Source organism: Caulobacter sp. AVps16, assembly GCF_058681455.1.
The window spans coordinates 3,780,591-3,807,412 of sequence record NZ_CM178739.1 but is presented as its reverse complement, the minus strand read 5'-3'; the positions used below and the strand labels follow the sequence as shown (position 1 = coordinate 3,807,412).

The following is a 26,822-nucleotide window of genomic DNA, read 5'->3' as shown; positions in this document are numbered from 1 at the left end:
AGCCTCTTTTTTGAAGGGCTTTCGGACAGGCCTGGACCGGCGATCGGGCCGATAGCCGTTTAGAATGTTTCGCTCGGGCGACTTATTCGCCCGAGCCTGTCGCCGCCGTCCGTCTGGAGCGGACTCTAGAAGAACCGCTCGCCGATCCGGATGGTGTCACCCGGGGCGACCGTGACCGTGGGATCCAGGGCCAACTTCTGTTCTTCGGTGGCCCCATTGCGCTTCACGAACACCTGCTTCTTGTCCGCGCGATAGGTGTAGCCGCCCGCCGTGGCGACGGCGTTCATCACGGTCAGGCCGGAGGTGTAGGGATAGGTGCCCGGCTTGCTGACCTCGCCCAGGATATAGAACGGACGGAAGGTCAGAACCTCGGCGCTGACGCGGGGGTCCTTCAGGTAGCCATCGCTGAGCGAGGACTGCACGGCCTGCTGGAATTGGCTGAGGGACAGGCCGGCGGCCTTGACCTCGCCGATCAGGGGCAGGGAGACGACCCCGCTGCCGGTGACAAAGAACTCGCCCGACAGGGTCGGCTCGCCATAGACAGTGACCCGGACCTTGTCGCTGGAGCCCAGAAGATAGGCCCCATCCTGGGCAATGGCCGGGGGCGCGGCGGCGGCAGGCGGCTGGGCCCGTCGGGCTTGCGCCGGCACGGCACCCAGGGTGGCCAGAACGAGCGCACTCACCATCAGGGCAAAGAGCCAATTTAGGTTTCGTCTGACGATAGTCATCGGATTGCAGTCTCTGAATAAGCGTGTCCCTGTCCGCGTGTCATGGCACGGGCGCAGAGCATCGACAAGTATGCGGCTCAGGTCCGGCGAGACTTTCGCGCCTGAAGAATAAACGGCGCCCCGTCAATCAACCGAACGGCGGTAAGAACGCCTGTCGCATAGGCTCCTGTATCAATATTAATACGGTCGGGCCCGATGAAAGGTTCCTCGTCTGGCGTATGGCCATGGACGACGACGCAGGCCAGTCGGTGGGGCTGGGCCAGGAAGTCATTGCGGATCCACATCAGATCTTCCGGTGTCTGACGGTCCAACGGCACGCCCGGCCGGACCCCGGCGTGAACGAAGAGATAGTCGCCGTAGCGGGCCGAAAGCTCCAGTCCCTGCAGAAACGCCACGTGACTGGTCGGGACCTGGGCCTGGAAATGGGCCTGGATATCACGCCAGGCCTCCTGGTCCACGCGGCCAACCGGTCGGGTAACGCCGTAGGAGGTCAGGGTCTCACCGCCCCCGAACTCAATCCAGGCCGCACCGGCCTCGGCATTGTCGAGGAAGGACAGCATGGTCTGCTCGTGATTGCCCATCAAGGCGCGAACCTCGAAACCGCCCTGCTGCGCTGAAGCGGTAACAAGCGCGATCAGACGATCCACCACCCCACGCGAGGCCGGGCCGCGATCCACATAGTCGCCGACAAAGACCAGCACAGGGCGGTCCGTCCGCCCTAGCCCCGCGAAATCCCGGGCGATCAGGTCGAGCAGATCATCCAGCAGGTCGAGGTAACCGTGGATATCGCCGATCGCATAGACGACCCGGCCGCCGGTGGACGCCATGGCGGCAACCGGCTGCGGTTTGGAGCGGAAAAACTTGAACTTCATTACCTGTCCACCCGGGCGCACCGACCGCCTCTGAGGCGGGCCGCAACTTGCCTGAGACGGGCCGTCGCTTCAACCACCCGCTCGATATCCTTACCGGTCAGTATACCACAGTCCTGAATTTTGTTTTTACCCTAGTTATTTGCCTATCATTATCACTAATGGACTAATTACCAATAGTATTCACATTCAAATTACCAGCCTTTTTAAGATGATAATTGGACCTTAATAGCATTGTTGCATCGTCATTAAGGGCGATGTTTCGATGAATATTCGCAAGTCCATCATCAGTCTGTTCAGCGTTGCTGCCATTGTCGGCATCGCAGGCATGGCCAATGCGGAGACCCGTCCGTTCATGGCCCGCGGCGAGGTGGTCGAGGCCCCTCCGGGCTACACGGATCTCTGCCTGCGCGATGAAGCCCACTGCGGATCATTCACGCCCCAGACCACGGCCGCCACGCCCCTGGTCATGGCGGCGCTCAGCACTGCCTCACTGGGCCAGGCTTGGCCCCTGGCCATGGCTGCCCTGCAGGATCAGGTTCCTGCGGTCACTGAAGACACCGAGCAGCTCACCTTGCTCGAGGTCGAAAGCCTGTTGGTCTACCAGCCTGAAGCCGCCGTCGATTTTCTGCCCGCTGGGGTGGTCCGGCCGATCGCCGAGGCGGCGGTCAAGGCTCCGGTCATGATGGCAGACGGCTCCGCCGCCCTGGCCAAGGGCCAAATGAAGTTGATCACCAAGATCAACCAGGCGGTCAATCGCGACGTCCGCAAGTCCAGTGACCTCGACCTCTATGGCATGCCCGAATTCTGGTCCCTGCCCCGGGTCATCGACGGCAAGATGTACGGTGACTGCGAGGACTATGCCCTCGAGAAGCGCCGGCGCCTGATCGAGGCGGGGGTCTCCGCCGACGCCCTGACCCTGGCCGTGGTGATCACCCGCAGCGGCGAGCGCCATGCGGTCCTGGTTGCGGCCTTCGACGCCGGCGACGTGGTCCTCGACAACCTGACCCCCTGGCCGACGCCCTGGGCCGAGCTCGGCTATACCTGGGTTCAGCGCCAGGTCGCCGGCACCTCGACCTGGACCACGGTGGGCTAGGGCTCTTTTCAGCCGTAGGTCAGGGCCGGCGCCCCCGGAATGCAGAAAAGCCCCGGAGCTTGCTCCGGGGCTTTTTCAATAGTTCAGGACGCTGGAGGATCAGGCCCTGATGAGGCAGTCAGAAGTGCGGGCCAACCCGGCGAAGGGAGCTCGCCAATGGCCCACGACGTCTAGAGGGCCAGCCTCAGCGCCTGAACGGCAAGGATCCAAAGTGCTGCCGAGGCGACCCCCGCGGTCAACCAGCCGATCGCGCGTGGTAGCCGGTCGCGACGGCTTGCGACGGGGCCGACGATACAGCCTGGATCGTTGTACTTGGCCGGGAAGATGGTCATGGAAGCGCTCCTGAGAGCGCCACCTTAGGACTTGACGGCTAAGGCCCATCTAATGAACAGCGTTAAGGCAGCCCTAACACAATCTATGGTTAACCAATGGTTTCGAAGTGACGCCGGCGCCGCACTGCGGTAAACAGGGCGCTGAGGACTTAGATATGTTTCCGGGTCCAGGCTGTTTGGGGAACTGCCGGTGAGTGGGGGTTGCGACACCGACATTCTCAAGCGCGAACCGGCGTCCTTTCTGCCGCGCGTGGCCGTTGATCCCGTCAAGCGCTTCTGCGACCTGATCGCGGCCTTGGCCCTGCTGATCTTTTTCCTGCCCGTCCTCCTGCTGGCCAGCCTGCTGATCCGGCTGGAGTCGCCGGGCCCCATCCTGTTTCGCCAGACGCGTGGGGGCCTCAACGGCAAGGCCTTCACTATCTACAAGCTGCGCTCCATGCGTTGCGAGGACGATGGGGACCAAATTGTTCAGGCCCAGCGCGACGATGACCGGATCACGCGCATTGGCCGGATCATCCGCGCGACCAGCATCGACGAACTTCCCCAGTTGCTGAACGTGCTCAAGGGCGACATGTCCCTGGTCGGTCCCCGACCGCATGCCCAGGCCCACGACGCCTACTACGGCGCTCTGATCCCGGCCTACCCACTGCGCTTTCAGGCCCGGCCCGGTCTGACGGGCCTGGCCCAGATCCGCGGCCTGCGCGGCGCGACCAATGATGTGGAAGACATGGCCAACCGGGTGAAGGCCGACATCGACTATATCGACAACTGGTCCTTGCTCGGGGACCTGCGGATCATGGTGCTGACCGTGCCGCATCTGCTTCTGGCCGAGAACGCCTATTAGATCCCACAGCCGGGTTCGCGGCCCGGGACAGGCGCGTCTCAGGCGCAGCACCACCGCGAGGCCTGCGCCTAGCCCAACCTAGGGAGCCCGTGGTGGCTCCAGCTGCAGGAAGAAGATCTGCAGGGCCATCGCCACCCGACCGGCCTGATTGCGCAGGCTTTTTGCGATCTCGGCGTAGCGCGCGGTATCCGGGCGCCGGTGCCACTCGGTCTCGAACTGATAGATTGCGGCTTCACGAGCCTCGGGGCTGATCTGGTCCCAGTGCTCATAAGCAAATTTCGTCCGGCTCACGAACAGGCTCGTCTGCAGCGGAGCGACCGCATAGGACCGCTCTAATGCCTGGCTGGCGTCCTTGGCCTGACCACGGGCTGCGGAAACGGCCGCCCGCCTCAGCCAGGCTGCACCAGAGGCCGGTCGCAATGCCACTTCCCTCTGGCTTAGCTGCTCGAGCCGGGTCAGGTCGGCCGGCGGGAGATTGGGTCTGGCAAGGCTGATCTCAATCTCACGGCCCAGGGCATCGGCCGGAGCCGTTGGCCAGGCCGTGAGGTCGGAGCCGACCCGCGCCGCCAGCAAAGGCGTAGTGCCCAGAACCGAGACGGTCAGCACGACGGCGGCGGCGACGGCGGCCGTCCAGACGGTTGGAGGATCGGTCTTGCGCGCCGAGCCGGTGCCCAGGCTCAGGGACACCGCCAGTCCTAGGACCAGCGCGACAAGAGCCTGGATCGCCGGGACTTGCAGCGCAAAATCCGTCAGGCCATGCAGCAGAAAAACGACGGCAGCGCAGACCGTGGCCCGGGCCCAGGTGGCGGTAACGCCTTCCCTTAGGCCCCCGCGCAGGATGGGCCACAGCAGGACCAGAAACAGCAGGGCCATGGCCGCAGCCCCGGCCACGCCGGCGTCCTCAAGCCATTGGACATAGAGATTGTGCACGGCCCGGACGTCAAACAGCACCGGCAGGTTCTGCTGGTTGGACACCATGTGATTCAGGGTCGGGAAGGAACCGAGGCCATACCCGAACCAGGGCGATGCCAGGAAGGCTTCCCAGTGGGGCGCAATGATCGCCGCCCGAACCTCGGCATCCTGCTGGGCATTATTGAAGCGCTCGGCGACCTGTTCGGTGCTTCTCAGGCTCAGGGCCCCGATCACCAGCAACAGGGCAGCCGAACCGAGGCCGGCCACGACCCGGAACCGCTGGCGCTGGGCAATGGCCTCCCAAATCAGCAGCAAGCCCAGCCCAACAAGGGTGGCGGCAAGGCCGGCGCGGGAGGCGGTCATCAACAGAGCGGTCAGGCTCACCCCGGCAATCGCCAGACAGATCACGGACTCCGGATCGCCGCGCCGGAGCATGACCAGCCCCTTCTGTCGGCGGACGCGATTGGCGGTCGCGGCCACAGCCAGCAACAGTCCGCCGCCCAGCATCGTCGCCGCGCTGTTGGGGCTCAGCAGGGTCGCGACCAGCCGGCTCGAACGGCGCATGAGGACATGGTCGAGAAAGGCCAGGGTCGCAAAGGCCCCGAACACCATGACCGCGATCCGCAGACACCAGCGGCCACGCGCCTCCGAAGCCCCGAGAACCCGGCCGGCCGTAAAGAGACAGGCGAGACCCAGAAGTTGCAGGACATTGAGCAGCAGGGCCGAGCGGTCGACCGTCACGGACCCGGTCTGGTCCGGAAGATAGGCCCAGACCGGATGGGGTCCGCCCGGAGCCCACGGCGTGAGGGGCCAGAGGACGGCCAGGAGCAGCAGGGCAAACAGACCCGCCTGGAGCGCCTTGCCCCGCATCCGGACGAGGTCGCGCCGCGCCCAGTTGCAGGTGGCCAGCAGCCCGATCAGATAGGCGGCATAGACGCCGCTGAACAGGGCGGCCGTACCGATCTCGCTGGCCCCGAAGGCGATCACCGCCAGAAACACCAGCACGACGAGCAGGCCGCCGGCGACCTTTTCAGACAGGGCGAGACGGCGGCCCGGGCCGCGGGTCGGACGCGCCGACGACACTGCCGCCGGCCGCGCCGAGGCCCTAGTCGGCATAGTACTTACGATAGCTCTTATAATAGTAATAGGAGTCGCCGTAGCCGTAGCGGGTCTGGGCCTTCAGATCGACCTGGGTCAGGGCGAGGCCCGCCACGAAGACGCCGCGACCCTGAAGCAGGCTGAGGGCCGAGGTGATGGCCTTGACCGGGGTCTTCTTCCAGCGCGCCAGCATCACGACCGCGTCGGTATGGGGCGCGAGGATACGGGTATCGGCGATGGCCAGCAGAGGCGCGGTGTCGAGCAGGACCACGTCATAGCGCAGACGCAGCTCGGCCAGCAGCTTCAGCATGGCCGGCGAGCCCAGGACGTCGCGCGGCGTATAGGCCGACTTGGTCAGGGCCAGGACCTTGGCCCCGCTGGGGTCGTCGATCAGGGCCTGTTCGAGGGTGCAGACGCCGTTCAGGACTTCCAGCAGGCCCAGGGCGGGCACTTCGGGCAGGAAGCGGTTGATGGCGCTCTGGCGCAGGTCGCAGTCGACGATGATGACATTGGACCCCGAGGTTGCCAGGGTGCGGGCTAGGGAGAAGGTGGTGGTGGTCTTGCCCTCGCCCGGCAGGGACGAGGTGACCGCGATCACCTTCACGGCCTCGCCGACCTTGGAATAGAGGATCGCCGCCCGCAGCTTGCGGAAGCTTTCGGCGAAGGTCGAGAGGGGCTTGGCCAGCAGATATTCCGGCGGCGTCAGGGTTCGCGCGACCTTGGAGTCCTCGATGGTCGAGCTCAGCAGCGGGATCGAGCCGAGATAGGGCAGGCCGATGCGGCGCTCGACCTCATCCTCGGTGAAGATGCCGGCCATCAGAATCTCGGCCAGAACGATCGCGGCGGCCCCGGCCCCGAGGGCCAGAACCAGGCCGAGGGCCAGGTTGAGGGACGGCTTGGGATAGCTTGGCGTAGTCGGGATCTTGGCGCGCGACACGACGCGGGCGTCGGCCTGCTCAATGCCCTGGCTGCTGGAGGTCTGCTTGAAGCGGGCCAGCAGGGATTCATAGAGGGTGCGGACCGACTCGGCCTTGCGCTCCAGTTCACCCAGCCGGATGCTGGCGCGGTTGTTGCCGGCCAAGGCCCCCTTGGAGGCCGAGACACTACCGGCCATCGAGCCTGTGCGCTGACGGGCCACCTGGGCCTGGGCCTCAAGGTTGGAGATGATCCGGCGGATTTCCGCCTGGATCTGGCCGTCGACATCGGCCAGCTCGCGCTTGGCTTTCAGAAGGTCAGGATGGCGCTCGCCATAACGGCCGCTCATGTCGGCGACCTTGGCGCTCTGCTCGGCGCGCTGTTTGCGCAGCTGCTGGACCACAGGCGAGTTCAGGGACTCGCCGACATCCTCGCCGGTGCTGCCGCGGGCCAGCTGATTGCGGGCGATGTTGAGGCGGGCGTCGGACTCGGCTTGCTGGGCCCGGGCTGCGGCCAGCTGCTGGTTCAGGCCCGAGATCTCCTGCTCGGTCAGGGTCGCGCCCTCGGCGCTCATCAGATTGTTGGCGATCTTGTACTGCTGCACGGCCGCCTCGGCCTCCTGCAGCTGGTCGCGCAGTTCGGCGACCCGGGTGTCGAGCCACTCATTGGCCTTGGCCGTGGCGTCGAACTTGGCCTCGAGCTGTTCGGTCAGATAGAGGTCGGCGAAGGCATTGGCGATCCGCGCGGCTTCCACTGGATTGGTGTGGGTATATTCGACCGAGATCAGATAGGTCAGGCCGGCGCGGCGAACCTTCAGGCCGCCGAGCAGGTTGTCGACAACCTTTTCCTGCTGGCGCTGGGCTTCGGCCGAGCCGACGGCCGCCGTCGGGGCAACCACCTTCTTGATCCAGGGCAGCCAGGTGGCCGTGCCCTTGGCCCCCGCCAGATTGGGATTGAAGTAGGGGTCCTCGGCCAGTTTCAGCGACTTGACGACGCGAGCCGCCAGGGACCGCGACTTCAGCACCTCGACCTCGGTATCAACCACCGAGGAGTCTGCCGGCAGGCCAGAGAGCACCGCGCTCATGTCGGTGACCTGTTCCTTGCGGACATCCAGCATCACCTGGGAGGTCGCCGTATAGCGCGGGGTTTCCTGCAGGGTGTAGAGCAGGACCGCCACGAACACCGCCAGGGCGATGGCCGCAAACAGCCGCAGCCGCCGCCGGAAGGTCGCAATGGCGATGTTCAGGTCAAAAGACATCGCTCCGGCGCCAGGCGCCGGAGCGTGTTGAGTCTCGTAGGAAGAGCCGTCCATGGGTACTCTCAAGGGTGGCCCTGCTCGGACCTCGTAAGTCCTTCTACGATGAGAAGGGTAACCTAGAACTGAAGAGCGACCGAGGCGGCCAGCTTGTTGTCCTTGAACGACGAGGCCTTGGCCGCGCCCGACGAGTCCTGCTTCAGATAGGTGTAGGTCAGGAAGAGACCGACGTTGCGGTTCAGCAGATAGCTGCCCGAAGCGTTGAAGGACGTGCGCTTATCATCACGATCGATAACAGCGTACTTGTCCTTGCCGAAGGTGGCCGAAGCCGAGAGCAGAACATTGCGCAGCAGTTCGTGATCAATACCGACCGAAGTGCTGTTGGCGATAAAGCCCGCCGAACCTGCCGCCACGGAGTCTTCGATGGTGCGCGAAACCGCAACATTCATGGTTGTCAGTTCGGTGGGGAACCACTCGACCCGACCCTTGGCGTTGAAGCCGTCAAGGTCGGCATAGTTGTCGTACTTCTGTTCCATATAGCCGGCCTCGACTTCGCCGCGCAGAGCCTGCGAGAGGTCAAAGTTGGCACCCACACTGGCCACATAGCCCTCGGAGTCGCGGGCCCGATTGGCGGCGATAGCAGGACGGCCCGGCGATGCGGCGCGACCAACTGTGTCGATGTCATAGGACTTGGTGTTGCCGACCACGGAAACGAATAGCGCCGTATCCGGGCTGACCGAGTACTCGGCCTTGCCGCCATACGCGAACTCGTCACGGTCACGGGTGTTCTGATTGAACGCCCTACCCTGGTCTTTGTAGTCAAACTTCTTGGCGTCGAGCTTACCGGTCAGGCGAAGGCGGTTGAACTCCTTCACTGCCGTCAGGTTCTGCGACCCCACGGTGTACTCGACCGGCTTGGCCGTCGCGCCAGCCGGGGTGCCGGCCGTGATGGCCGAACGGGGCTCGACCAGGCTCTGCCACTGGGTCGAAGCGGTGATGTAGGAGCCACGCTCGACGTCGACACGGCCATTGACGCCGAGGGTGTATTCCTCGCTGTTTTCCGTATCGAAGTCGGAATAGCGGTTGATCCCGGCCGAGGCGAAGGCCCCGAGGGCATTGCGCGACCAGTTCGAACGCACCGCCACTTCCGGCTTCAGCTTCCAGACCGTATCCGACTGCTCACCCGCAGCGACGGCATAGATATTGTCGTCGTTCACAGCCTCGACCGTGGCACGCGGATAGAGAGTGAAACCTCCCGCCTTTATGCCAGCCGCTTCATAGTCCGGACGCGGACGCTGACGAACACTGGTGTTCTTGTCGCGCTTGAAGTTCGAGCCCGAATCCTGCGCCGAAGCCGCAGCCGGAACGGTCGCAACGAGTACCGCCGCAAGCGCGGCCGTGGTCAGAAGCTTCATCTTGGTATCCCCACCAAGGGCGCGTTTGCCGCGCCCGTTACAAGTCAACACACACAATTCCGGAAAGACCGCCGTCCGGATCGGAGTTCGAAAGACCTAGCCGCAATAGCCGGCGGTAACACCCGCACAGGGATCAAAGGCTGGTGGCACCGTCGGAGCCGCAGGGGCGACCGTATTCGTGTCTGGGGCCGGCGCAACTGAGGCCACAAGGCTGGTCAGCACGCTGATGGCCGCCGTCGTGCTGGTCGTGGCGGTCGCCGTCGTGATTGCGGTCGAAATGGAAGGGTTTGACGCCACGGCTGCAGCCGATGTCGGCGAAACGGTTGCGGCCGTCGCCACGGCCACAGCCGGACTGATGATGTTCGATTGAACGGCAGCCACCAAGGCGGCTTCCTTGGCCGCAGGAGGGGCATCCGAATTTTCGAGCGCCGCCTTCACGGCAGCCTGGACCGCAGCCAGCTTTTGCGCCCGCGTAAGCGTGTTAAACCCGGGCGCCTTGGCGGCCGCTTGGGCCGCTGTTGAAATTGCAGCCTTCAGTGCAGCGGCCTGCGTCGCCGCCGGAGTCGCGGGAGTCGGCTGAGCGAACACCACGCCCGACCCTACAGGACCGGCCACCATCGCCACACTCAGCACTACGGCGCTCAAAAAATGCTTCGACATGACGGTCCCCAGGACAATAAATTAATTGCAGCCTAACCTATATCGCAACAGCGAAGACCGCTCCAGTGTCTTTCTGCAAGTTTAGGGTGAGAGCTGCAAACTGGCCTGTTTGACCCCTGTTCAGCGCGAAACTTGAGCGAACAGGCCGCAATAACGTCACGGAAATTGCACAATACACCCTGCCGGGGAGACCCGCGGCCGTCCTGCCGGCTGAAGGGCGTTGCTTTATTCGCTCTTGGCGCGAGTCAGCCACCAGGTCCGCGCGACAAACCTTGCTGTTGTGACCGGGGGGCCACAGGCCAGCCTCAGGGCCGGCGACGCCGCAGGTGTCGCAAGGCGCGCAGCAGCGGACGCTCGACGCTCGGCCAGAGCAGCAGCAACACCAAGCCCAGGATGACGATTCCGGCCAGCAGCACGCGTTCAGTCCCCTCGCCTGTCAAAGGCTTAGCCACCTTCCATGACAAAACCATCGGAGCGCAAGCCTGCGGGACCAGAAAACACGACATCCAGATACGGCGCATAGACTCCGGGCACCCGAAAAGCCCGATCGCTCGCCAGATCGACGCCGGCGACGGCGCGCAGCGGCCTAGCGGTCACGCTGCGGCATTGGCTCCGAGACGGCCCCAGGATGCGGCCCAGGCCTTGCGCAGGAAGTCGGGCGGGCCGGTGCCGAAAACATAGCGGTCCGGCCGGACCAGCACCGCCTCGGCCCCGTGATGGTCAAGCCACCGGGTGAGCGGCTCGGCAAAGGCGCTCAGATCCGGGGTTTGCAGGTCCTGGCGGGACAGCAGCCAGGGACCCTGGCCCAGCCGGTCGTCGAGGCGCGTCCCCTCTGCCGAGAGGGGCTGCGGAAAATAGGACCCGGCACCCGGACTGCCCGCCAGGATCGCGCCGGTGGCGATGGCGGGATAGTCCGGCGGCCCGGCCGGCAGCTTGCCCATGATCCGCCCCAGGGCAATGGTCAGATCCCGCACCAGGGCAGACCAGGGACGGGTCATGCAGACCATCCGCCCCATCATGATCGCCATGTCGATCGTGGCGCGCAGATGCGGGCCGCGCTCGGGCTGATAGGTGTCGAGCAGGCTTTCCGGCGCGCCCGCCTTGAAGACGGCCGCCAGTTTCCAGGCCAGGTTTGAGGCGTCGCGCAGGCCCGAGCACAGGCCCTGGCCGGCAAAGGGCGGCGTCTGGTGCGCGGCATCCCCGGCCAGCAGCACCCTTCCCCTGCGCCACCGGTCGGCGATGCGGGCGCGGAACATATAGACCGCCTTCCGCTCGATCCGGATCGCGCCCCTGACGTCCCAGGGTTCCAGCAAGGCCTCGATGAAGGCGTCGTCCAGCACCTGCTCCGGGGTTTCGCCGGGCAGGATCATGAACTCCCACCGGTGACGGCCCTCGCCCATCAGGACACAGGTGGTCGGGCGTTTGGGGTCACAGATCTGCAGGTTGGCGGAGGGCAGTCTGGACGCATCATCGACCAGGACGTCGACTACCAGCCAAGGCTCCTCGAAGCGCAGGTCCTCGAAGGCGATGCCGGCCGCCGTGCGGACCGGCGACCGGGCACCATCGGCACCGACCAGATAGCGGCTGCGAACCCTGCGGAGGCCCTCCGCCGTGGCGATCTCGGTGGTGATGCCGGTAGCGTCCTCGACGAAGGAGCGCACCTCCCAGCCCTGCTGCAGATCGGCCAGGAGCTGACCCGACAGCGACCGGCGCAGGGCGGTTTCGACCGAGGGCTGATGGATCATGTTGGCACTGGGCCAGCCCCCGGCCCCGATCCGGTCGGCGCCCTCGAAGCGCATCAGGACCTTGCGGCGGGCATTGAGGAAGTCATAGCGGGCGACGCGACGGCTGGTGGCGAAGACCGCTTCGGCCGCGCCGGCCGCCTGCAGGATGCGCAGGCCCTCGTGGTCGATATGGGCGGCGCGTGGCAGCGGAAAGATCGCCGCGGCCTTCTCGGCGACCCTGACCCTGACGCCCCGCCGGGCCAGCAGGATGGCCAGGGTCACGCCCGTGGGTCCGCCGCCGGCGATCAGGACATCACAATCAAGGTCTGCCACCTCAGGCCTCGGCCACCATGGCGGCCTCGATGTGACCGAGCCCGTCGATCTCGCAGCGCACGATGTCGCCGGGCTTCAGGAACTGACGGGGATCCATGGCCGCGCCCACCCCGCCCGGCGTGCCCGTGAACAGACAGTCGCCGGGCTCCAGGGTCATGCCGACGGACAGATGCTCGACCTGCTGCCAGATGTTGAAGACCAGATGGCTGGTACTGGAGTCCTGCCGCTTCTCGCCATTGACGAAACAGCGCAGACCCAGGGCGTGGGGATCACCGACCTCATCGGCGGTGACGATCCAGGGCCCCATGGGCGCATGGGTGTCAAAGCTCTTGCCCAGCGACCATTGCGGCCCGGCGTGCTGCCACAGCCGCTCGGTGACATCATTGCCGACGCAGTAGCCGAAGATGGCGGCCGGAGCGTCCGCAGCCGAGATGTGCTTGCCGCCCTTTCCGACGATGGCGACGAGCTCGACCTCATAGTCGGCAGTCATTGTGCCCCTGGCGATCTCGATCGCGTCATGGGGTCCGTTGACGCTGGTCTGGGCCTTGGTGAACCAGACCTGGCGCTGCGGCGTCTCCATGTTCGACTCGGCGATGTGGTCGGCATAGTTGAGACCGATCGCCCAGATCTTGCCCGGGCGCGGCACCGGCGCTTCCAGCTTCACCGCCGACAGGGGCAGACCACCGCCGGCCGCGGCCCTGGCCTCAAGGGCCGGGCGGTGGGTGTCCCAGTCGCGGATCAGGTCGATCATGGTGCCGGCGATCCCGGTGTCGATCACGGTGTCGCCGACGACGATCCCGGTGCGGGTGCGGCCCTCGACGGTATAGGTGGCCAGTTTCATGCGGCGGACTCCGGGGCTTTGCGGCGGAACAGGCGCTCAAGGCGCAACAGCATGGCGGTGACGAAGGAGACGAGGCCGGGGGGCGGTGGCCGCCTGCCCGCGAACATCGGATGGGGGCTGCCCCACTGCACCGACAGCAGGGCGCTCATGGGCTGTTTCTGGGGCGGATCCCCGGCCGTGAAGAGATCGCCGTCGGTCCAGTGCTCCAGTTCGTTGCCGAACGGATCCTTCCAGTAGTCGAAGACCTGGCTGCCCATGATGTGGCGGCCGACGCCCCAGGCCGACTGGCGCTTGCGCGACTTCAGATACTGGTGGCCCACCATCAGGTCATCGAAACTAGCGACCTCGAAGGCCGCATGCAGCAGTCCGACCGGGCCCGGCAGCTGGGCGAGGAACAGGGTATGGTGGTCGGTCGGCGTGTCGCCCCGGTCGCACCGCATGAAGGCCCCGACCGGCACATTCTCAGCCGCCTCGACCTCGTCGGAGGTCAGGAAACCGAAGCGGTCCTTGTACCAGCGCTCCGAACGATGAAAGTCGCGCACCTTGAGCACAGCATGGCCCAGCCGCACCACATGGGCCGGCGCAGCCTGCAGCCGGATGGTCGTATTGGCCCTGGGCCTGGCCGCCGCCGTGTTCCGCGGCAGTTCGACCGGCAGACTGGCCGCAGCCTCCCTCGCCTGCCCCGCAACGACCTCGACCCGATAGCCGTCCGGATCGGTCAGCCGGAGGATCTTGCCGCCGCCGGGTTCACGGAGATCCTCGAGCGGAACGCCCTCATGCGCCGCCAGAGTCTCGAGATCGGCCAGGGACTCGGCCCTGAAGCCGACGGCGAGGAACCGGGCCGGGCCGGTCTCCGTCACATGCAGGAACGGGCGGCCATCGAGGCCCCGGCCGTAAAGCCGACCGTCGGCCTCAAGGACCTGCAGCCCGAAATCTTCGAGGAAGGCCCGCATGACGCCGAGATCCGGCGCGGCAAAGCGGACATGGGCAATATCCTCAATCCTGATGACCGACATATCGCGCGCCCCACCCCTCCAAGTTGACTATCTGGTCACTTTGATTGCAAGTGACCAGATAGTCAACTAGACTCGGACCATGCAGGCCCGTCCCGATCTGTCGCCCCGCGCCGTCCGCACCCGAAGCGCGCTCATCGCCGCCGGCTTCGATCTCCTGGCCGCCAGACCGATCGACGCGATCCCCATCGATGATGTCGTGGCCCGGGCCGGTGTGGCCAAGGGAAGCTTCTTCAACCACTTCGCCGACAAGCAGGCCTTCGCCGCCGCCATCGCCTCGGAGGTGCGGCTCGAGATCGAAGACCATGTGTCGCGGGCCAATGCCGGGGTAGCCAACCCCGTCGAGCGCATCACCAACGGCATGCGGATCGGGGCGGCCTTCGCGATCCACAATCCCAAGCGCGCAGCGGTCCTGCTGCGTGACCCCAGCGCTGCCACGGCCCGGTCGCATCCGCTGAACAAGGGGGTGGCCGAAGACTTCGACGACGCTGGCCGGCTGGGCCTGATCAGCCCGGACGCTAGGGGCTCCGGCGTTCTCTACTGGCTCGGCCTCTGCCAGGTGCTGATGGCCAGCCTTCTGGACACCCCGGAAGCCCTACCGGAAACGCGACTGCGCATTCGCGAGATGATGATCCTCGGACTCACGGGCCTGGGCGTTGACCGTGATCTCGGCGCGGAGCTTGCCGACAGGTCCTGCCAGAACCTCTGACGCCCGGCCGGTCGAAGGTCGGGGCTCAGTTCAGGTTGAGCGCCCCGGCCTAGATCCGGCCGTGCGCCGCAGCGTCGGCGAGCAGGCCCCTGACGCCGAGCTTGTGGAACGGCGCAACCGCCAGCAGATAGGCCTTTCCGGCCAGTCCATGTGGATGGCAGACGGTGCTGACCGTAACCGTCGGGCCGCCCGGTCCCATCTGGCGGGATATGGACAGGCGAAAATTCAGGTGGCCATTGTCGCGACCCGCGACCAGTTCCTCGGGCCAGAGCGCAAAGATCGGCCAGGGGCCGATGGTCTCGCCCACCCGATAGTCTGCGCGTTGCACCGGGTTGCGGATATCGGCATCGCTGGGCACCTCCAGCCCAAAGCGCGCCGCCACCCGGTTGCGGACCATCAGCAGGGCCTTCAGCCAGTCCGGATGATGGGCAAAAATGGCGAAGAACAGATCGGGCATCGACAGGTCGCTGCGGGTCAGGGGCGCGACATAGCTGTCCTGAAACCAGGCCCCGGTCGGAAAGATCTCGGCCAGCCGCGAGCTGTCGGGAAACGCCGTGCTCTGAACCCTGGTCATGACTCAAACCTCCGGTCTGGCGCTTGAGCCCGGCTTGAAGACTGCAAGCCCCAGACATCGCCCAGTAGGGGCCGCGGTTCTCGGCCCGGGCGGCCTGCGCCCTGACCTTGACCGACAATCCACAGCTCTACAGCGCTTTCGGAGCATGTCTACACACCGGCGACCGGTGGCGAACAGGGTGGTGGTGCCGCTTAGGTGACTCGAACACCTGACCCCATCATTACGAAATCTAGTCAAGCAAAGCTGAAAAGCTCAATATTCATATCAATTTAGCGTGTTTTTGGCGCTGTCAGCTGATTGCACCCATATACTTCCCAGACCGGCCGAAATGACTGGATCGGCCGTTCCTAAGTTATGCGCTTTGACGTGGGAAACACGAAAAATGCGACCTGCGCTATACCCATATAGGACCTCCGCGCAGCTCGATCAGCGCAGGGCGGGCTCATAAGCGCTGAAAACTGCGGAGCGGTGGCTATGAGCACACACCGCGAGAGAGCTTGGCGAACAATCATGGTTCCTCTGAGCCCAAAGCCTCGCTGATGATCCGCTCCAGAGCCGTCACAAGTTCGGAGAGCTTCTCGTCGGTCACCAGCTGATCCTCGGTGAGGGCATAGTCCATATCGCCGGCCAGGGCGCTCAGCGAGGCGTGTCCGAAGCTGCCGGCTATGCCGGAGAGGCCGTGGACCAGCATGCGCAGCGGCTCACGGCGAACGACTGCGTCCTGGTCCAAAAGCGAGCGGAGCGTAGCAATATCGTCCACGCACCTTTGCGTAAAACGAGCCCGCAGGGGCGCAAGCGGATCATTGACCATGGCGGCCCGCAAGCGCGGCGCGCACGTCCTGAGCCAGCAGTGTCGGATCGAACGGCTTGGCAATGACGTCAAGCGCCCCCAGGTCGAGCAGTCGTCGACGCTCATTGGGTAATGCCCGGGCTGTCACGAATATGACCGGCGGACTGGCCCCGATTTCCGCGCGCAGCGTCGCAAGCACGGCGGGTCCATCCATCTTCGGCATCATCACGTCCAGCAGCACAACATCAACGGCGGCTTCGCGCAGGTGCTCCAGGGCTGCGGCACCGGAAGCCGCAGTCGTCACCCGCATCCCGGGGTCCAATTCCAGCGAAAACTGTGCGAGCTCGCGCAGGTCTCCTTCATCATCGACATAGAGAACGTTCACTGAAGGATTCCACCTCTTTGACCGCCGAGGCCTTCGCGCACTCGGGCAAAATCATCGAGCGTTGCGCGAACCGCTTTGGAGATTGTTCCGGGTGTTACTGGCTTTTGCAGGAACGGCACCCCTTCTATGACGCTTCCCGCAAACATGACCTGCTCGCGGCGTCGGCCTGTCAGCAAGATGAAGGGTAGCTCAAACCCGCAAGGCAGGGCTCTGGCTCGCCGCAAAAATTCAAGGCCATCCATGATCGGCATATCGATGTCGGTTAGCACGAGGTCAAAGGTTTGGCGCGCGAGCCTACCCAGACCCTCTTCGCCATTATAGGCGATAACTACTGAGTGACCGTCCTGAACCAACACATCGTGAATAAATTCACAGAACAGTATGTCATCGTCTAAAGTGAGGATCGTGGACATAGATTGTTCTCGTGGACGGCACCACCCGCCCTCACTTGAACGACGATAGATGGCCTCGCACAATTGCCGGTTGTTGCTAGGTAATTGTACCGATAGGCTCATCCAATGGCTGGTTGTATGTGCGCGCTCTGCTGGCCGCAGCCCCAAACGGAGAGATGTGGCGTGGCGCAGTGCGGCGCCCCGAAACCCTGATAGAGTAAGCGGATGACGAACCCGGGAGGCCAGCGGCAGGTCTATATTGTCGATGACGACGCGCTGATGCGCGACGTGATCGCTGCCCATTTTCCGCCAGCGGAGTTTTCCGTGGAAACCTTTGGCGCGGCGCGTGACCTTTTGAGGCGCCTGCCGGCCGATGCGGTCGGGTGCGTTGTAACCGACGTACGCATGTCGCCCATGGACGGCGTGGCTTTGACAGAGGCCCTTCGCGCGCAGGCTCCGAAGATCACGGTAGTGGTTGTCACAGCGCATGCAAACGTGGCGCTGGCCGTTAGCGCCATGAAGGCCGGCGCGCGCGACTTCTTTGAAAAAACCGAAGATCTTGCTCGCTTGGTCGATGCCGTCCGCTCGCTCAACGATCCACCGCCGGAGGATCCCGCGACGGCCGCCGAGAGAGACAGGGTCAGGCAGCGGCTGCAGACCCTGACCGCAAGAGAGTTGGAAATCCTTGTGGAAATCGGTCAGGGGCGCACCGGACGCCAGATTTCTGACGGGCTGGGCATCAGCGCACGGACTGTGGAAGCCCACCGCCGGGCGCTGATGTTGAAGATGGGCGCCGCAAGGCTGGGTCATCTGGTGCGGATGGCGACCCTGTGCGGTTTGGACTCGCGACCGTTCGGCGCCGAGGGCTAGCACGACAGGATGACCGGATCCTTTTGCCCTGGCGGCGGACGGCGCCTGAGCATGCGCGCAACGCGCGACAGGAGCTGAGCGTCCTCGAAGGGCTTTGCCAGGAAGTCTCTGGCGCCGAGCTCCATCGCGCTGCGCACCTCCATCGGCGTATTGCGCGCTGTGACCATCATAACGGGCAAACTGGCGAAGCTCGGCGTTTTGCGCAGGTGGCGCAGCACGCCAAGGCCATCAAGTCGCGGCATGCCGATATCCAATACGACGGCAGCCGGCCGCGACGCGTAGATGCCTTCGAGCGCCGCCCATCCGTCCCGGGCCTGCACCGTATGATAACCTGCAAGATCAAGCCGGGTGGTAATCAGGTCGAGGATCGCGCGATCATCATCAGCCACGAAGATCCTGGACGGGTTGCGATCAGGCTGGCGCAAGTTCAGCCTCCTGCTCAAAAACAGCCGATAGTGCAAGCAAGAGCGCGGCTGGGTCGATAGGCTTGGCGATCAAGCCATCGAATAGAGCCGTGTCCAAGGGGCTGGTAACGTCGGCGGAGAAGGCCAGAATGGGAACTTCCGCATTGGCGCCGCCGCCATTTCGGATCTCGCTCGCCGTCGCAGGACCGTCTAGCCCGGGCATTCGCAGATCCAACAGGATCGCATCAAAGGGTGCGCCTGAGGCTATATCCAGGGCAGATTGTCCATCACATGCCGTCGTGACTTCGACGCCCAGCTCTCGGAGTACTGCCCCGACCAGATCAAGGTTGGCGGTGTTGTCGTCGGCGACCAGCACTCTGCAGCCGACCGGAAGCGCCCTAGCGGCTTCGGCATCTTCAGGCGGGACGATCATTGCGGCTCTTGGCGCCGGGATCGAGAAGTGAAAATGCGCGCCGTGGCCGACTTCGCTTGTCAGGCCGATCTCGCCGCCCATCGCCGCAACAAGACCCTTGCAGATCGCCAGGCCCAAACCCGTGCCGCCATGCGAACGTGTCGCCGACGCGTCGACCTGCGAAAAGCGCTGGAAAAGCTTGGCCTGCAACTCTGGCGCAATCCCCGCCCCCGTATCGATGACGGCGACGTAGAGGGCTTCGTCGTGATAGCTTGCCTCAATCCGCACTTCGCCGGCCTCAGTGAACTTCACGGCATTTCCGACCAGATTGAGCAGCACCTGGCGTAGGCGATCCGCATCCAGAATCACGGTGTCGGGGAAGCCCTCGGCAACGTCCAACCGCATAGCCAGGCCCTTCTCTTCAGCCTGAACGCCGAAGAGTTCTACGGTTTGGCTCAGGACCGCCAAAGGGCTAGCTGGCTGGCGCTTGACCTCGATTTGCCCGGCCTCGAGCTTTGAAAAATCGAGGATATCGTTGACTGTTGCGAGCAGCGCCGCGCCCGCATTCATCACGCGATCCACGAAGCGGCGCGTGTTGGTCGACAGTTCGGGCTGCTCCTTGATCAGGCGGCTAAAGCCCAGGACCGAGGTCAGGGGCGTTCGCAATTCATGGCTCATATTGGCAAGGAAGTCGGTCTTGGCGGCCGCCGACGCCTCAGCGGCCGCACGGGCCTCGATGATTTCAGTGATGTCGATAACGGTTCCCAAAACCGCCCTACGAGCCCCATCCGGGCCCCTTTCAATGATCGAGCTTCCGCGCAGGTGGCGCACAGCACCGTCCTTACGGATGATCCTGAAAACGGTGTCGAGTTCCGGCTCTCCAGTCTTAAGCCGGCGAGCGAGTCGCGCCAGTTCCCCGGCCTGTTCGTCTGGATGGAGTTGGGCGGTAAGATCATCTGCTACGGGCGCTTGATCATCCTCAATGCCGTAGATCTTGTACATCTTGGGCGACAGGAAGAGATGGTTTGTCGCCAGATCGACCCGCCAGTAGCCAACCCCGGCGATGTCCTCGGCCAGAAGCGCTCTTTGGGCCTGCTCGCGCGCCTGATCGCGGGCGACAAGGGTCTCGGCTTCGAGCGCCTTGCGCTCCGTGATGTCACGAGACACACCCAGAACTGACGCCTGCCCTTCAGACCCATTTTGAATGGAGCGCAGGTTTGTCTCGACCCAGACATAGTGACCCAGCTTGTGTCGAGAGCGGTGCTGGACCGTAGCCTCGGCCTGACCCTGAGCCAGGGCTGAAAAGGCCGCCCTGACGGTTTGCTGATCGTCGGGGTGAAGGAAGTCGGACGCGCTCATCCCCTTCACTTCGCCTGCGGCGTATCCAAGTAGCCTTTCGAGGGCCGGCGAGGAATACAGCCCCCCGCCTTGCCGGTCATAGAGGGCGATCACATCGCCGGCGTTGTCGGCGAGCAGGCGATAGCGGGCCTCGCTTATGCGCGCGCGATCGAGGCGAGTTTGATGCTCGCTGACGTCCTGAAAGAGCCCAAACAGGGCGAGAGGCTCGCCAAGCGCTCCAAGCTCGCAGACGGCTTTTGACATGACATGACGGATTTCACCGTCGGGACGCTGAAGGCGCAGTTGAAACCGAAAGCCGGTTCTACTCGCTATGGCCTCAGCGATGTGATTCTCGACGGTTTCGCGATCTTCGGGATGATAGAATTGCAGGGCGTCGCCCAGATTGGGATCAAACGCGTCACGGCTAACGCCATGGATAGCGTAAACTGCATCAGACCAGTCGACCTTGCCGCTGGTTATGTCGAGGTGCCAGTGACCCACCCCGGACATGGTTTCGGCCATGCGCAGAAGCGTTTGTTTTTCCTCCACTTGCCGCACCACTTGTCCCAACATGAGTTCGTCGACGACGACCTGTGCGAGTTGGCGCAGGCGTCGCTGATCGCGTTCAGAGGGCGTCGGACGGGGTTTGGTGTCGATAACGCAGAGCGTCCCGAGGTTGAAGTCGTCAGCGGTCGTGAGCGTGGCGCCCATATAGAACCGGATATCAGGCGCTTGGGTCACGAGTGCATTGGCCGCGAAACGCGGGTCCAAGGTGGCGTCCTCAACCACCATTACCGCACCAGGCCCCATCTCAATCGCATGGGCGCAGAAGGCCAACGAGCGGTCAGTTGAGCAGGCCTCAAGGCCGACGCGCGACTTGAACCATTGCCGGTGATCGTCGACGAGGGAAACCAGGGCGATCGGCGCATCGAATAGATCGCTCGCGAGCGCGGTGAGCCGGTCGAACCGCTCTTCTGGCGCCGTGTCCATCACGCCTAATGCCCGCAGGGCTTCCAAGCGCGCTATCTCGTCCAAAGCCACAACCTTCCCTTTTCGGCCCAACCCTCCGCACAAGGTCGCGCCTTAAGGTTAATACTGGCCTACGACAATTAGCCGCGATGAGGATGGGACAACCCGACGCGATCAGATACCCTCGCCCGCCTCAGTCGCGTGATGTCATCAAGCCAGACAACATCCGAGCTTGTCATCAAATCGGCGACAACGCCGGCAAATCCAACGGCTGAGATGGGCTTGCAGAGATAGCCACGGGCGCCCAGGTCGCGGGCCCTGACTATGGGTTCGATTGCATTGTCGGCTGTTAGCATCACGATCGGAACCCTTGACCAATCAGACCGGTGCTTGAGGGCCTCGAGCACCGTCATGCCGGGCAGGTCCGGAAGCCCCAGATCGAGCAGTACGAGATCTGGCGGTGTCCGAAAGACCTTGTCCAATCCGCCCTGGCCGCTCATGGCCCCAATCAGCTCATAGGCTGGGGGCGAAAGAACCTGCGTCAGGATCTCGAGCATCAGCGGATCATCGTCGATGGCGAAGATCGTCTTGGGCAACTTCAGCCTCGCGCTAGGCGTTTGAGCATTGGTAATGTTCTCCGTGTTTATGCTTAACGCCAAGGCCATCACCGGTCACTGCGTCATTGCGCCTATGGCGTCAGGATCGAACCAGGCGGCAGGCCGCCTGGGCCTGCGCGAGAAAGGCCCCGGCCTCCGAATGCGGCTAATCACAATGGCGGAGCGCCACCTGAAGAGGTGATCACTGCGGGCCGGCTTTGCGACAATTTGCCGCCCAATATGGCTAATGAATTAGGTTAAAGTACCTATAGCCGTGGAGTGAGATCGCTTGTTATGGGTTAATGTTATCTGAAGCCAAGGCCTTAGACCTATGCGAGCTTTATATATCGATGACGATAAAATACTGCTTGAGTTGGTTTCCATCAGTTTCGAGATAGATTTCGAATCTATTGTTCGAGTGACATCCGATACGAATGAAGCCATTCGCCTCATTCGCGACGAAAAATATGATGTCATTTTGCTCGACGCGGTAATGCCAGGCATCTGTGCGGCAGATCTCATTGCCCAGCTAAAGGCGACCAGCGATAATCCGCCGCCGATCATTTACATTACTGGCCTGGCGCTCGAGCGCCAACAGGCGAGCCTAATGGAAACCGGCGCCATCGGCGTCATTACCAAACCCTTCGATCCTTTCCGCCTTCCCCGACTTGTCCGCCAGTTGATCGATGCCACTGTGGCGAGCGATGACGCGCAAGATGCAGCGCAGGCGGCCTGAAGACCGCCTATCCTTCAAAGCATGCGGAATAGATGGTTCCATAACCCGAAATCTAACGAGATCAGCGTTTGGAAATTTTTCCATTGGGCTGGAGCGACTAAGACTACAAATACCCAGTCGCCGAAAAAGTAAACTTGTCTAAGAACCAGGTACTTCCGGCCAGGTATCAGGTTGACCGGCACCTTAGCCGCCGCCTGAAAGCGGCCGTTCCCAAGGTCGCCTAAGAGTGATGTCCGGTCGACGCGGTGGCCTTGCCTACCCCCCGGTGATCCTGTGCGCCAGATGCCGCTGCCTTCTGAACGGCACACCCAGCTGGGACCCACGCGGGCCCAAGCTTTCAGGCCTTTCAGCCCTGCGCACGACGATGTCCTAGGGAAAGTGGTGGTGCCGCTTAGGTGACTCGAACACCTGACCCCATCATTACGAATGATGTGCTCTACCAGCTGAGCTAAAGCGGCCCACAGCGCGTTCGAGGCAAGGCCCCGGCGCGAGGAGGCGCCTATTTAGCGGCGCGCGGGCCACTTGCCAAGCGTCTACGTGCACCCGTGCCACGGCGCGGCGCCGGGCCCTCTCCGGAGGGCTCCGGCAGGGCCGGCGCGTCATAGACGCCGGGGTCGTCAGGGATCGGCATCAGGGGACCGCCGACCTCGGCCGCGCGGACGAAGGGCGTCGATTCCACATAGGCCGACGGCAGCTCGGGCAGATCGTTCATGGTCCGCTCACGCCGCTCATGGCGAGGATGGATCAGCTCACCGGTCTCGGCGTAGCTGACGGCCAGGCGGGCCCAGTCCTCACGGCCATAGGCAAAGGCGCGACCTTCGGGATCAAGGTCGGTCCAGTCAGGCTCCTGCGGCGCGGCAGCGCCGCGGGCGATCCAGGCGCGCGCCTCGTCGGCCTCGCCATTGGCAAAGGCGACCCGGGCCATCAGGCCGGCAAAGCGGGCGGTAGGGGCCTCGTCATCGAGCAGGCGAGCCGCAGCGCGGGCTGCCACCGGATCGCCGCCGACCAGGCCGCTCTCGACCCGCAGGATGCGGCTTTCGCGGGCCTCGGGCTTCAGGGCCGCCAGGGCCGCCAGCCGGGCGGCGCGGGCCTTGGGCGTCTCATTGGTCTTCAGGTCGCGATAGGCCAGCCAGAGGGCCGGGTGCGGCGCGCTCTTCCAGGCGGCCTCGATCAGCTGCCCGGCCTTGGCGGTCTTGCCTTCGGCGGACAGCAGGCGGGAGGCCATGATCACGCCGGGGGCGAAGTCGGGCTTGAGCTTGACGGCCTGGGTGGCGAAATCGAGGGCCTGGCTGCGCTTGCGGGGCTCCTCGGACCCCTCGAGGCTGGCGGCCGAGGCGGCCAGCAGGGCCGCCCGGGCCCGCTCGGCCACGACCGGCGGCACGATCTTGCGGTCGAGGGCGCTCTGGGCGAGGTCGAGGGCCGCGACCCAGTCGCCGGCCTCGAGCCGGGATTCCAGCAGGGCCCGCCAGGCCCAGCGTGCCGTGCGCGCCAGGCCAAAGGCGGTCTCGGCATGGCGCACGGCGGCCAGGCGGTCACCCTCGGCCAAGGCCGTCTGCATAAGGCCGCGCAGGCCGGCCAGGCGCATTTCGGGAAAGCCGAGCATGGCTGAATAGGCGGACTTGGCGGCGACATGGTCGCCGGCCGTCTCGGCCGCCTGGGCCGCGAGGACCCGAACCAGGGCCGGGGTATCCTCGGCCAGGTCGGCGGCCTTCTGGGCCAGGCGACGGGCCTCGGAGCCGTCGCCGGCCGCCACGGCGAGAAAGCCGCGCGACAGAGCTTCAACGCCCTGCTTACGCTTGTTCTCAGCCCGGGCGAGGGCGGCGCGGCGCGGGGCCTCGATCACCCAGATCAGGCCCCGCCACAGGACCGTGGCCAGCAGGGCGGAGAACAGGGTGAGCAGGGCGGCGGCGGCGGCGGTCATCTCGACCCGCCAGCCCATCCAGTCGAGATGGGCCCGGCCCGGCTCGCCCATCAGGGCCACGGTAGCGACGGCGACGGCCGCGACGAGGAACAGGACAAAGGCGGCGCGGATCATGGGGCAGCCCGCGTCACCTGGGCCAGGCCCGCCAGGGCGTCGGCCCGGATCGCCGCCACATGACGGTCGACCTCGACCCGGCGCTCGGCCGAGGCCAGCCACGGCGACAGCACCACCCTGGCCGAATCAGGCAGGGGGTCGAGGGCCCGGATCGCGGCCTCGACCTCACCGGCATCGAGCAGACGCTGGGCCCGGGCCAGCATGGCGTCCGGCGTCGAGCCGCGCGTCGAGCTGACCTGGCGGATCGAGACGATGCCGGACAGGGCGTAGCGAATGCGGGCCAGCAGGTCGGCGTCCTCGCCGGGGTCGCGTGCGGCCGTGGCGGCGCGGCCGGCCAGGGTCTCGAACTCGGCCGCCAGACCGGCCCGGGTCGGGGCCCCGGTCTGGGCCAGGCGGGTCAGGGCGCGCAGGTCGGGTGACATCGGCAGGACCCGGCCCAGGCTGGCCAGGGTCTCGTCGAAGGGTCCCGTGGTCTGGGCGGCCTCGGCCAGGGAGGCGGCGGCCAAGGCTGCGGCGGCAGCGTCGAGCACGCCCTTCTGGCCGGATTCGAGGGCCGCGATTCGGGCCTCCAGACGTTCGACCTCGACGACCGGTGCTGCGGGCACCGGCGAGGCGGCCTCCACCGGCAGGGGCGAGCCGACCGGCAGGCGCGCGGACGGCGGCGTCTGACTGGGCGCGGCCTGGATCTGTCGGTCCACCTGGGTCGCGACCGGGAACCAGCTCGGCCCGAACCGGGTGACCAGGGCTCCGAGAAGGATGCAGGACAGGCAGAGCGCGATCATCGCCCAGAAGCCCGGTCCGAGCAGGGGACGGCGGCGGGCATACAGCGCGGGATCGCTGGGGGTGACGATTTCAGCGGGATCGTGTGCGGCGTTCATGTGCCATTCGTGCCCCACGCCGCATCGCTGCGCAATGTGCAGCTATCGCGCGAGGAGATCGAGCAGGGCGGATTCGCGCGGTCGCGGCGCCAGGGCCACAGAGCCGAGCTGGCCGGACCGGGTCGTCGCCGCCAGCGGCTCGGCCACCGCCGGCGACAGGCACAGGGCCCGCAGGGCCGGAGCCGGATGTTGCTCGAGGATCGCGGCCAGCCCCCTGGCGGCCCGGGGCGACTGCAGCAGAACGGCCTGCAGGTCAGGAAGTCTCGCCAGGGTGCGCGCAGCGGGCAGGCGGTCGATCGCGGCATAGACCGCCAGGGCCCGGGCCTCGCGTCCGGCCCTGGTCAGCAGGGCGGGCAGGTCGGCGGCGGGCTCAAGGGCCCCGACCGCGAGCACGGGCCCGGGTCGCACCTTTTCGATCAGAGCAGCCAGGGCCGCCACGTCGCCGTCGGCACTGGACACCGGGGCAAAGCCCGCAGCCCGGGCGGATGCGGCCGTGGCCTCGCCCACCGCAAAGACCGGCAGGGTCCGGGCGGGGCTCAGTCGGGCAAAGGCCTCGACCCCATTGACGCTGGTAAAGGCCAGGGCCGCGATGCCGTCGAGCGTGACCGCCGGTGCCAGGCTGCGGATCTCCAGCAGGGGGTCGACCAGGGGCGCATAGCCCAGGGCCTCGACCCGGCCGGCGGTGGCCTCGGCCCCGGGGCGGGCGCGGGTGATCCAGACCGTGCCGCCCGCTGTCATCGCCTAGTCCGGCAGGATCAGGGCGTCGCCGCCCTCGGCCCGTACCGCCGCGCCCAGCGACAGGCCCAGGGCGCGTGCGGCGGCGATGTCATCCGCGCCGTCGAGAGTCGTCTCGCCCTGGCGGCGGAAGCGCCGGGCCCCGTCGGGCGTCAGGGCCTCGACGATCATCGACAGCCTCGGGCCATCGAGCACCGCATGGGCCCCGACCGCCGTGCGGCAGGAGCCTTCGAGGGCGAACAGGGCACCGCGCTCGGCGGCGACACAGATCGTGGTGGGACGGCAGCGCACGGCCTCGAGCCAGTCGGCCCCAACGTCCTCAAGCCGGGTCTCGATGACCAGGGCCCCCTGGCCGGGGGCCGGCGGACAGGCGATGGGGTCGAGCCAGCTGTTGGGCAGATGGCCCAGGCCCAGACGGTTCAGGCCCGACTGGGCCAGCAGGATGGCGTCAGCCTCGCCCCGCTCCAGCTTGGCCAGGCGGGTATCGACATTGCCGCGCAGCATGATGATCTGCAGATCGGGGCGGACATGCAGGGCCTGGGCCTGGCGACGCAGCGAGGCCGTGCCGAGGCGCGCGCCGTGGGGCAGGTCTTCCAGCCGCGCGCAGTGCGGGCTGATGAAGGCATCGCGCGGATCTTCCCGTTCGGGGGTGGCGGCCAGGACCAGGCCGGGCGGCAGCTCCGCCGGCATGTCCTTCAGCGAATGGATGGCGCAGTCGATGCGGCCGTCGAGCAGGGCTTCCTCGATCTCCTTGGTGAACAGGCCCTTGCCGCCGATCTCCATCAGGCGACGGTCCTGGATGCGGTCGCCGGAGGTGACGATCGGAATCAGGGGCGCATAGGCCTCTTCCTCGCCCGGGGCAGCACCCAGGGCGGCGGCGATCCGCGCCTGCATGAGGCCGGACTGGGCCAGGGACAGCTTGGAGCCGCGGGCGCCAATTCGGATGGGAGGTTGCCGGGACACG

Annotated in this window: 27 protein-coding genes and 1 tRNA gene; 6 read left to right on the top strand and 22 right to left on the bottom strand. The window is 65.4% G+C overall.

Annotated elements, in window-relative coordinates:
* Positions 1-125 precede the first annotated feature (125 nt).
* Positions 126-686 (bottom strand): polysaccharide biosynthesis/export family protein, encoded by a 561-nt coding sequence (locus tag ACW17U_RS18300; protein WP_492054284.1) that lies wholly within the window; start codon positions 684-686, stop codon positions 126-128.
* 119 nt (positions 687-805) lie between these two features.
* The gene (locus ACW17U_RS18295; RefSeq protein WP_062150352.1) at positions 806-1,600 is read right to left on the bottom strand and encodes a metallophosphoesterase family protein; all 795 of its coding nucleotides are present in this window, start codon (positions 1,598-1,600) and stop codon (positions 806-808) included.
* A 262-nt stretch (positions 1,601-1,862) separates the two neighbouring features.
* On the opposite strand from ACW17U_RS18295, the gene ACW17U_RS18290 reads away from it, so the two are divergent.
* The gene (locus ACW17U_RS18290; protein WP_492054283.1) at positions 1,863-2,693 is read left to right on the top strand and encodes a transglutaminase-like cysteine peptidase; all 831 of its coding nucleotides are present in this window, start codon (positions 1,863-1,865) and stop codon (positions 2,691-2,693) included.
* Positions 2,694-2,863: 170 nt separating this feature from the next.
* On the opposite strand, the gene ACW17U_RS18285 is transcribed toward ACW17U_RS18290, so the two are convergent.
* Positions 2,864-3,025 carry a hypothetical protein gene (locus ACW17U_RS18285; protein ID WP_492054282.1) on the bottom strand — a complete coding sequence of 54 codons (162 nt, stop codon included), beginning with the start codon at positions 3,023-3,025 and terminating at the stop codon, positions 2,864-2,866.
* A 190-nt stretch (positions 3,026-3,215) separates the two neighbouring features.
* Between ACW17U_RS18285 and ACW17U_RS18280 the strand changes: the two genes are divergently transcribed.
* Positions 3,216-3,869, top strand: a complete 654-nt coding sequence (locus ACW17U_RS18280; protein WP_269465177.1) for an exopolysaccharide biosynthesis polyprenyl glycosylphosphotransferase — start codon at positions 3,216-3,218, stop codon at positions 3,867-3,869.
* 78 nt (positions 3,870-3,947) lie between these two features.
* Here the strand turns inward: ACW17U_RS18280 and ACW17U_RS18275 are convergent, their stop codons facing one another.
* From ACW17U_RS18275 to ACW17U_RS18265, 3 genes are all read right to left on the bottom strand, one after another.
* Positions 3,948-5,864 (bottom strand): O-antigen ligase family protein, encoded by a 1,917-nt coding sequence (locus tag ACW17U_RS18275; protein WP_492054281.1) that lies wholly within the window; start codon positions 5,862-5,864, stop codon positions 3,948-3,950.
* 22 nt (positions 5,865-5,886) lie between these two features.
* The gene (locus ACW17U_RS18270; protein ID WP_492054280.1) at positions 5,887-8,106 is read right to left on the bottom strand and encodes a GumC family protein; all 2,220 of its coding nucleotides are present in this window, start codon (positions 8,104-8,106) and stop codon (positions 5,887-5,889) included.
* 62 nt (positions 8,107-8,168) lie between these two features.
* Positions 8,169-9,464 (bottom strand): outer membrane beta-barrel protein, encoded by a 1,296-nt coding sequence (locus tag ACW17U_RS18265; protein ID WP_492054279.1) that lies wholly within the window; start codon positions 9,462-9,464, stop codon positions 8,169-8,171.
* Positions 9,465-9,642: 178 nt separating this feature from the next.
* Here ACW17U_RS18265 and ACW17U_RS18260 point away from each other — a divergent pair, with 178 nt between their 5' ends.
* Complete coding sequence (locus ACW17U_RS18260; RefSeq protein WP_492054278.1) at positions 9,643-9,834, top strand: hypothetical protein; 192 nt, start codon at positions 9,643-9,645, stop codon at positions 9,832-9,834.
* 595 nt (positions 9,835-10,429) lie between these two features.
* Here the strand turns inward: ACW17U_RS18260 and ACW17U_RS18255 are convergent.
* The 4 genes from ACW17U_RS18255 to ACW17U_RS18240 form a co-directional block, all read right to left on the bottom strand.
* The gene (locus tag ACW17U_RS18255) at positions 10,430-10,645 is read right to left on the bottom strand and encodes a hypothetical protein (RefSeq protein WP_166504289.1); all 216 of its coding nucleotides are present in this window, start codon (positions 10,643-10,645) and stop codon (positions 10,430-10,432) included.
* A gap of 72 nt (positions 10,646-10,717) precedes the next feature.
* Positions 10,718-12,181 (bottom strand): bifunctional 3-(3-hydroxy-phenyl)propionate/3-hydroxycinnamic acid hydroxylase, encoded by a 1,464-nt coding sequence (locus tag ACW17U_RS18250; RefSeq protein ID WP_492054277.1) that lies wholly within the window; start codon positions 12,179-12,181, stop codon positions 10,718-10,720.
* Between the two features lies 1 nt (position 12,182).
* A complete protein-coding gene (locus ACW17U_RS18245) occupies positions 12,183-13,022 on the bottom strand; it encodes a fumarylacetoacetate hydrolase family protein (protein WP_492054276.1) in 840 nt (279 codons plus the stop codon).
* A complete protein-coding gene (locus ACW17U_RS18240) occupies positions 13,019-14,038 on the bottom strand; it encodes a VOC family protein (protein WP_492054275.1) in 1,020 nt (339 codons plus the stop codon). Before ACW17U_RS18240 ends, ACW17U_RS18245 begins: the two co-directional genes overlap by 4 nt.
* Positions 14,039-14,117: 79 nt before the next feature.
* Between ACW17U_RS18240 and ACW17U_RS18235 the strand changes: the two genes are divergently transcribed.
* Positions 14,118-14,744, top strand: a complete 627-nt coding sequence (locus ACW17U_RS18235) for a TetR/AcrR family transcriptional regulator (protein ID WP_492054274.1) — start codon at positions 14,118-14,120, stop codon at positions 14,742-14,744.
* Positions 14,745-14,793: 49 nt separating this feature from the next.
* Here ACW17U_RS18235 and ACW17U_RS18230 read toward each other — a convergent pair whose 3' ends face one another.
* The 4 genes from ACW17U_RS18230 to ACW17U_RS18215 form a co-directional block, all read right to left on the bottom strand.
* Entirely contained in the window at positions 14,794-15,318 is a 525-nt protein-coding gene (locus tag ACW17U_RS18230) for a DUF2867 domain-containing protein (RefSeq protein ID WP_492054273.1), read from the bottom strand.
* A 508-nt stretch (positions 15,319-15,826) separates the two neighbouring features.
* Positions 15,827-16,129: an Hpt domain-containing protein gene (locus ACW17U_RS18225; RefSeq protein ID WP_492054272.1), complete on the bottom strand. Its 303-nt coding sequence runs from the start codon at positions 16,127-16,129 to the stop codon at positions 15,827-15,829.
* Positions 16,119-16,493: a response regulator gene (locus ACW17U_RS18220; protein WP_108505461.1), complete on the bottom strand. Its 375-nt coding sequence runs from the start codon at positions 16,491-16,493 to the stop codon at positions 16,119-16,121. Before ACW17U_RS18220 ends, ACW17U_RS18225 begins: the two co-directional genes overlap by 11 nt.
* Positions 16,490-16,906, bottom strand: a complete 417-nt coding sequence (locus ACW17U_RS18215) for a response regulator (protein ID WP_492054271.1) — start codon at positions 16,904-16,906, stop codon at positions 16,490-16,492. Before ACW17U_RS18215 ends, ACW17U_RS18220 begins: the two co-directional genes overlap by 4 nt.
* A gap of 204 nt (positions 16,907-17,110) precedes the next feature.
* Here ACW17U_RS18215 and ACW17U_RS18210 point away from each other — a divergent pair, with 204 nt between their 5' ends.
* Complete coding sequence (locus ACW17U_RS18210; protein ID WP_492054270.1) at positions 17,111-17,755, top strand: response regulator transcription factor; 645 nt, start codon at positions 17,111-17,113, stop codon at positions 17,753-17,755.
* Here ACW17U_RS18210 and ACW17U_RS18205 read toward each other — a convergent pair.
* The 3 genes from ACW17U_RS18205 to ACW17U_RS18195 form a co-directional block, all read right to left on the bottom strand.
* A complete protein-coding gene (locus ACW17U_RS18205; protein WP_492054269.1) occupies positions 17,752-18,180 on the bottom strand; it encodes a response regulator transcription factor in 429 nt (142 codons plus the stop codon). The genes ACW17U_RS18210 and ACW17U_RS18205 overlap by 4 nt on opposite strands.
* Positions 18,167-20,926: a PAS domain S-box protein gene (locus ACW17U_RS18200; protein ID WP_492054268.1), complete on the bottom strand. Its 2,760-nt coding sequence runs from the start codon at positions 20,924-20,926 to the stop codon at positions 18,167-18,169. The genes ACW17U_RS18205 and ACW17U_RS18200 overlap by 14 nt, the downstream gene beginning before the upstream one ends.
* 92 nt (positions 20,927-21,018) lie before the next feature.
* Positions 21,019-21,474, bottom strand: coding sequence for a response regulator (locus ACW17U_RS18195; RefSeq protein ID WP_158273157.1), 456 nt, complete (start codon positions 21,472-21,474; stop codon positions 21,019-21,021).
* A 331-nt stretch (positions 21,475-21,805) separates the two neighbouring features.
* On the opposite strand from ACW17U_RS18195, the gene ACW17U_RS18190 reads away from it, so the two are divergent.
* A complete protein-coding gene (locus ACW17U_RS18190) occupies positions 21,806-22,210 on the top strand; it encodes a response regulator (RefSeq protein ID WP_492054267.1) in 405 nt (134 codons plus the stop codon).
* Positions 22,211-22,592: 382 nt separating this feature from the next.
* Here the strand turns inward: ACW17U_RS18190 and ACW17U_RS18185 are convergent.
* From ACW17U_RS18185 to hemC, 5 genes are all read right to left on the bottom strand, one after another.
* Positions 22,593-22,668, bottom strand: a tRNA-Thr gene (locus tag ACW17U_RS18185).
* 41 nt (positions 22,669-22,709) lie between these two features.
* Complete coding sequence (locus tag ACW17U_RS18180; protein ID WP_492054266.1) at positions 22,710-24,245, bottom strand: heme biosynthesis protein HemY; 1,536 nt, start codon at positions 24,243-24,245, stop codon at positions 22,710-22,712.
* Positions 24,242-25,123: a COG4223 family protein gene (locus ACW17U_RS18175; RefSeq protein ID WP_492054265.1), complete on the bottom strand. Its 882-nt coding sequence runs from the start codon at positions 25,121-25,123 to the stop codon at positions 24,242-24,244. The genes ACW17U_RS18180 and ACW17U_RS18175 overlap by 4 nt, the downstream gene beginning before the upstream one ends.
* A gap of 42 nt (positions 25,124-25,165) precedes the next feature.
* Positions 25,166-25,861, bottom strand: a complete 696-nt coding sequence (locus ACW17U_RS18170; RefSeq protein ID WP_492054264.1) for a uroporphyrinogen-III synthase — start codon at positions 25,859-25,861, stop codon at positions 25,166-25,168.
* Positions 25,862-25,864: 3 nt separating this feature from the next.
* Positions 25,865-26,821, bottom strand: a complete 957-nt coding sequence (hemC, locus tag ACW17U_RS18165) for a hydroxymethylbilane synthase (RefSeq protein WP_492054263.1) — start codon at positions 26,819-26,821, stop codon at positions 25,865-25,867.
* Position 26,822 lies beyond the last annotated feature (1 nt).

What these genes read in the sequence shown, in the direction of transcription:
- ACW17U_RS18190 (WP_492054267.1), top strand. Translation starts at nt 21,806, where the DNA reads ATGCGAGCTTTATATATCGATGACGATAAAATACTGCTTGAGTTGGTT.
- ACW17U_RS18210 (WP_492054270.1), top strand. Translation starts at nt 17,111, where the DNA reads ATGACGAACCCGGGAGGCCAGCGGCAGGTCTATATTGTCGATGACGAC.
- ACW17U_RS18290 (WP_492054283.1), top strand. Translation starts at nt 1,863, where the DNA reads ATGAATATTCGCAAGTCCATCATCAGTCTGTTCAGCGTTGCTGCCATT.
- ACW17U_RS18270 (WP_492054280.1), bottom strand. Translation starts at nt 8,106, where the DNA reads ATGGACGGCTCTTCCTACGAGACTCAACACGCTCCGGCGCCTGGCGCC.
- ACW17U_RS18215 (WP_492054271.1), bottom strand. Translation starts at nt 16,906, where the DNA reads ATGTCCACGATCCTCACTTTAGACGATGACATACTGTTCTGTGAATTT.
- ACW17U_RS18300 (WP_492054284.1), bottom strand. Translation starts at nt 686, where the DNA reads ATGGTGAGTGCGCTCGTTCTGGCCACCCTGGGTGCCGTGCCGGCGCAA.
- ACW17U_RS18170 (WP_492054264.1), bottom strand. Translation starts at nt 25,861, where the DNA reads ATGACAGCGGGCGGCACGGTCTGGATCACCCGCGCCCGCCCCGGGGCC.
- ACW17U_RS18180 (WP_492054266.1), bottom strand. Translation starts at nt 24,245, where the DNA reads ATGATCCGCGCCGCCTTTGTCCTGTTCCTCGTCGCGGCCGTCGCCGTC.
- ACW17U_RS18255 (WP_166504289.1), bottom strand. Translation starts at nt 10,645, where the DNA reads ATGCGCCGTATCTGGATGTCGTGTTTTCTGGTCCCGCAGGCTTGCGCT.
- ACW17U_RS18240 (WP_492054275.1), bottom strand. Translation starts at nt 14,038, where the DNA reads ATGTCGGTCATCAGGATTGAGGATATTGCCCATGTCCGCTTTGCCGCG.
- ACW17U_RS18285 (WP_492054282.1), bottom strand. Translation starts at nt 3,025, where the DNA reads ATGACCATCTTCCCGGCCAAGTACAACGATCCAGGCTGTATCGTCGGC.
- ACW17U_RS18295 (WP_062150352.1), bottom strand. Translation starts at nt 1,600, where the DNA reads ATGAAGTTCAAGTTTTTCCGCTCCAAACCGCAGCCGGTTGCCGCCATG.
- ACW17U_RS18225 (WP_492054272.1), bottom strand. Translation starts at nt 16,129, where the DNA reads ATGGTCAATGATCCGCTTGCGCCCCTGCGGGCTCGTTTTACGCAAAGG.
- ACW17U_RS18175 (WP_492054265.1), bottom strand. Translation starts at nt 25,123, where the DNA reads ATGAACGCCGCACACGATCCCGCTGAAATCGTCACCCCCAGCGATCCC.
- ACW17U_RS18265 (WP_492054279.1), bottom strand. Translation starts at nt 9,464, where the DNA reads ATGAAGCTTCTGACCACGGCCGCGCTTGCGGCGGTACTCGTTGCGACC.
- ACW17U_RS18230 (WP_492054273.1), bottom strand. Translation starts at nt 15,318, where the DNA reads ATGACCAGGGTTCAGAGCACGGCGTTTCCCGACAGCTCGCGGCTGGCC.
- ACW17U_RS18235 (WP_492054274.1), top strand. Translation starts at nt 14,118, where the DNA reads ATGCAGGCCCGTCCCGATCTGTCGCCCCGCGCCGTCCGCACCCGAAGC.
- ACW17U_RS18245 (WP_492054276.1), bottom strand. Translation starts at nt 13,022, where the DNA reads ATGAAACTGGCCACCTATACCGTCGAGGGCCGCACCCGCACCGGGATC.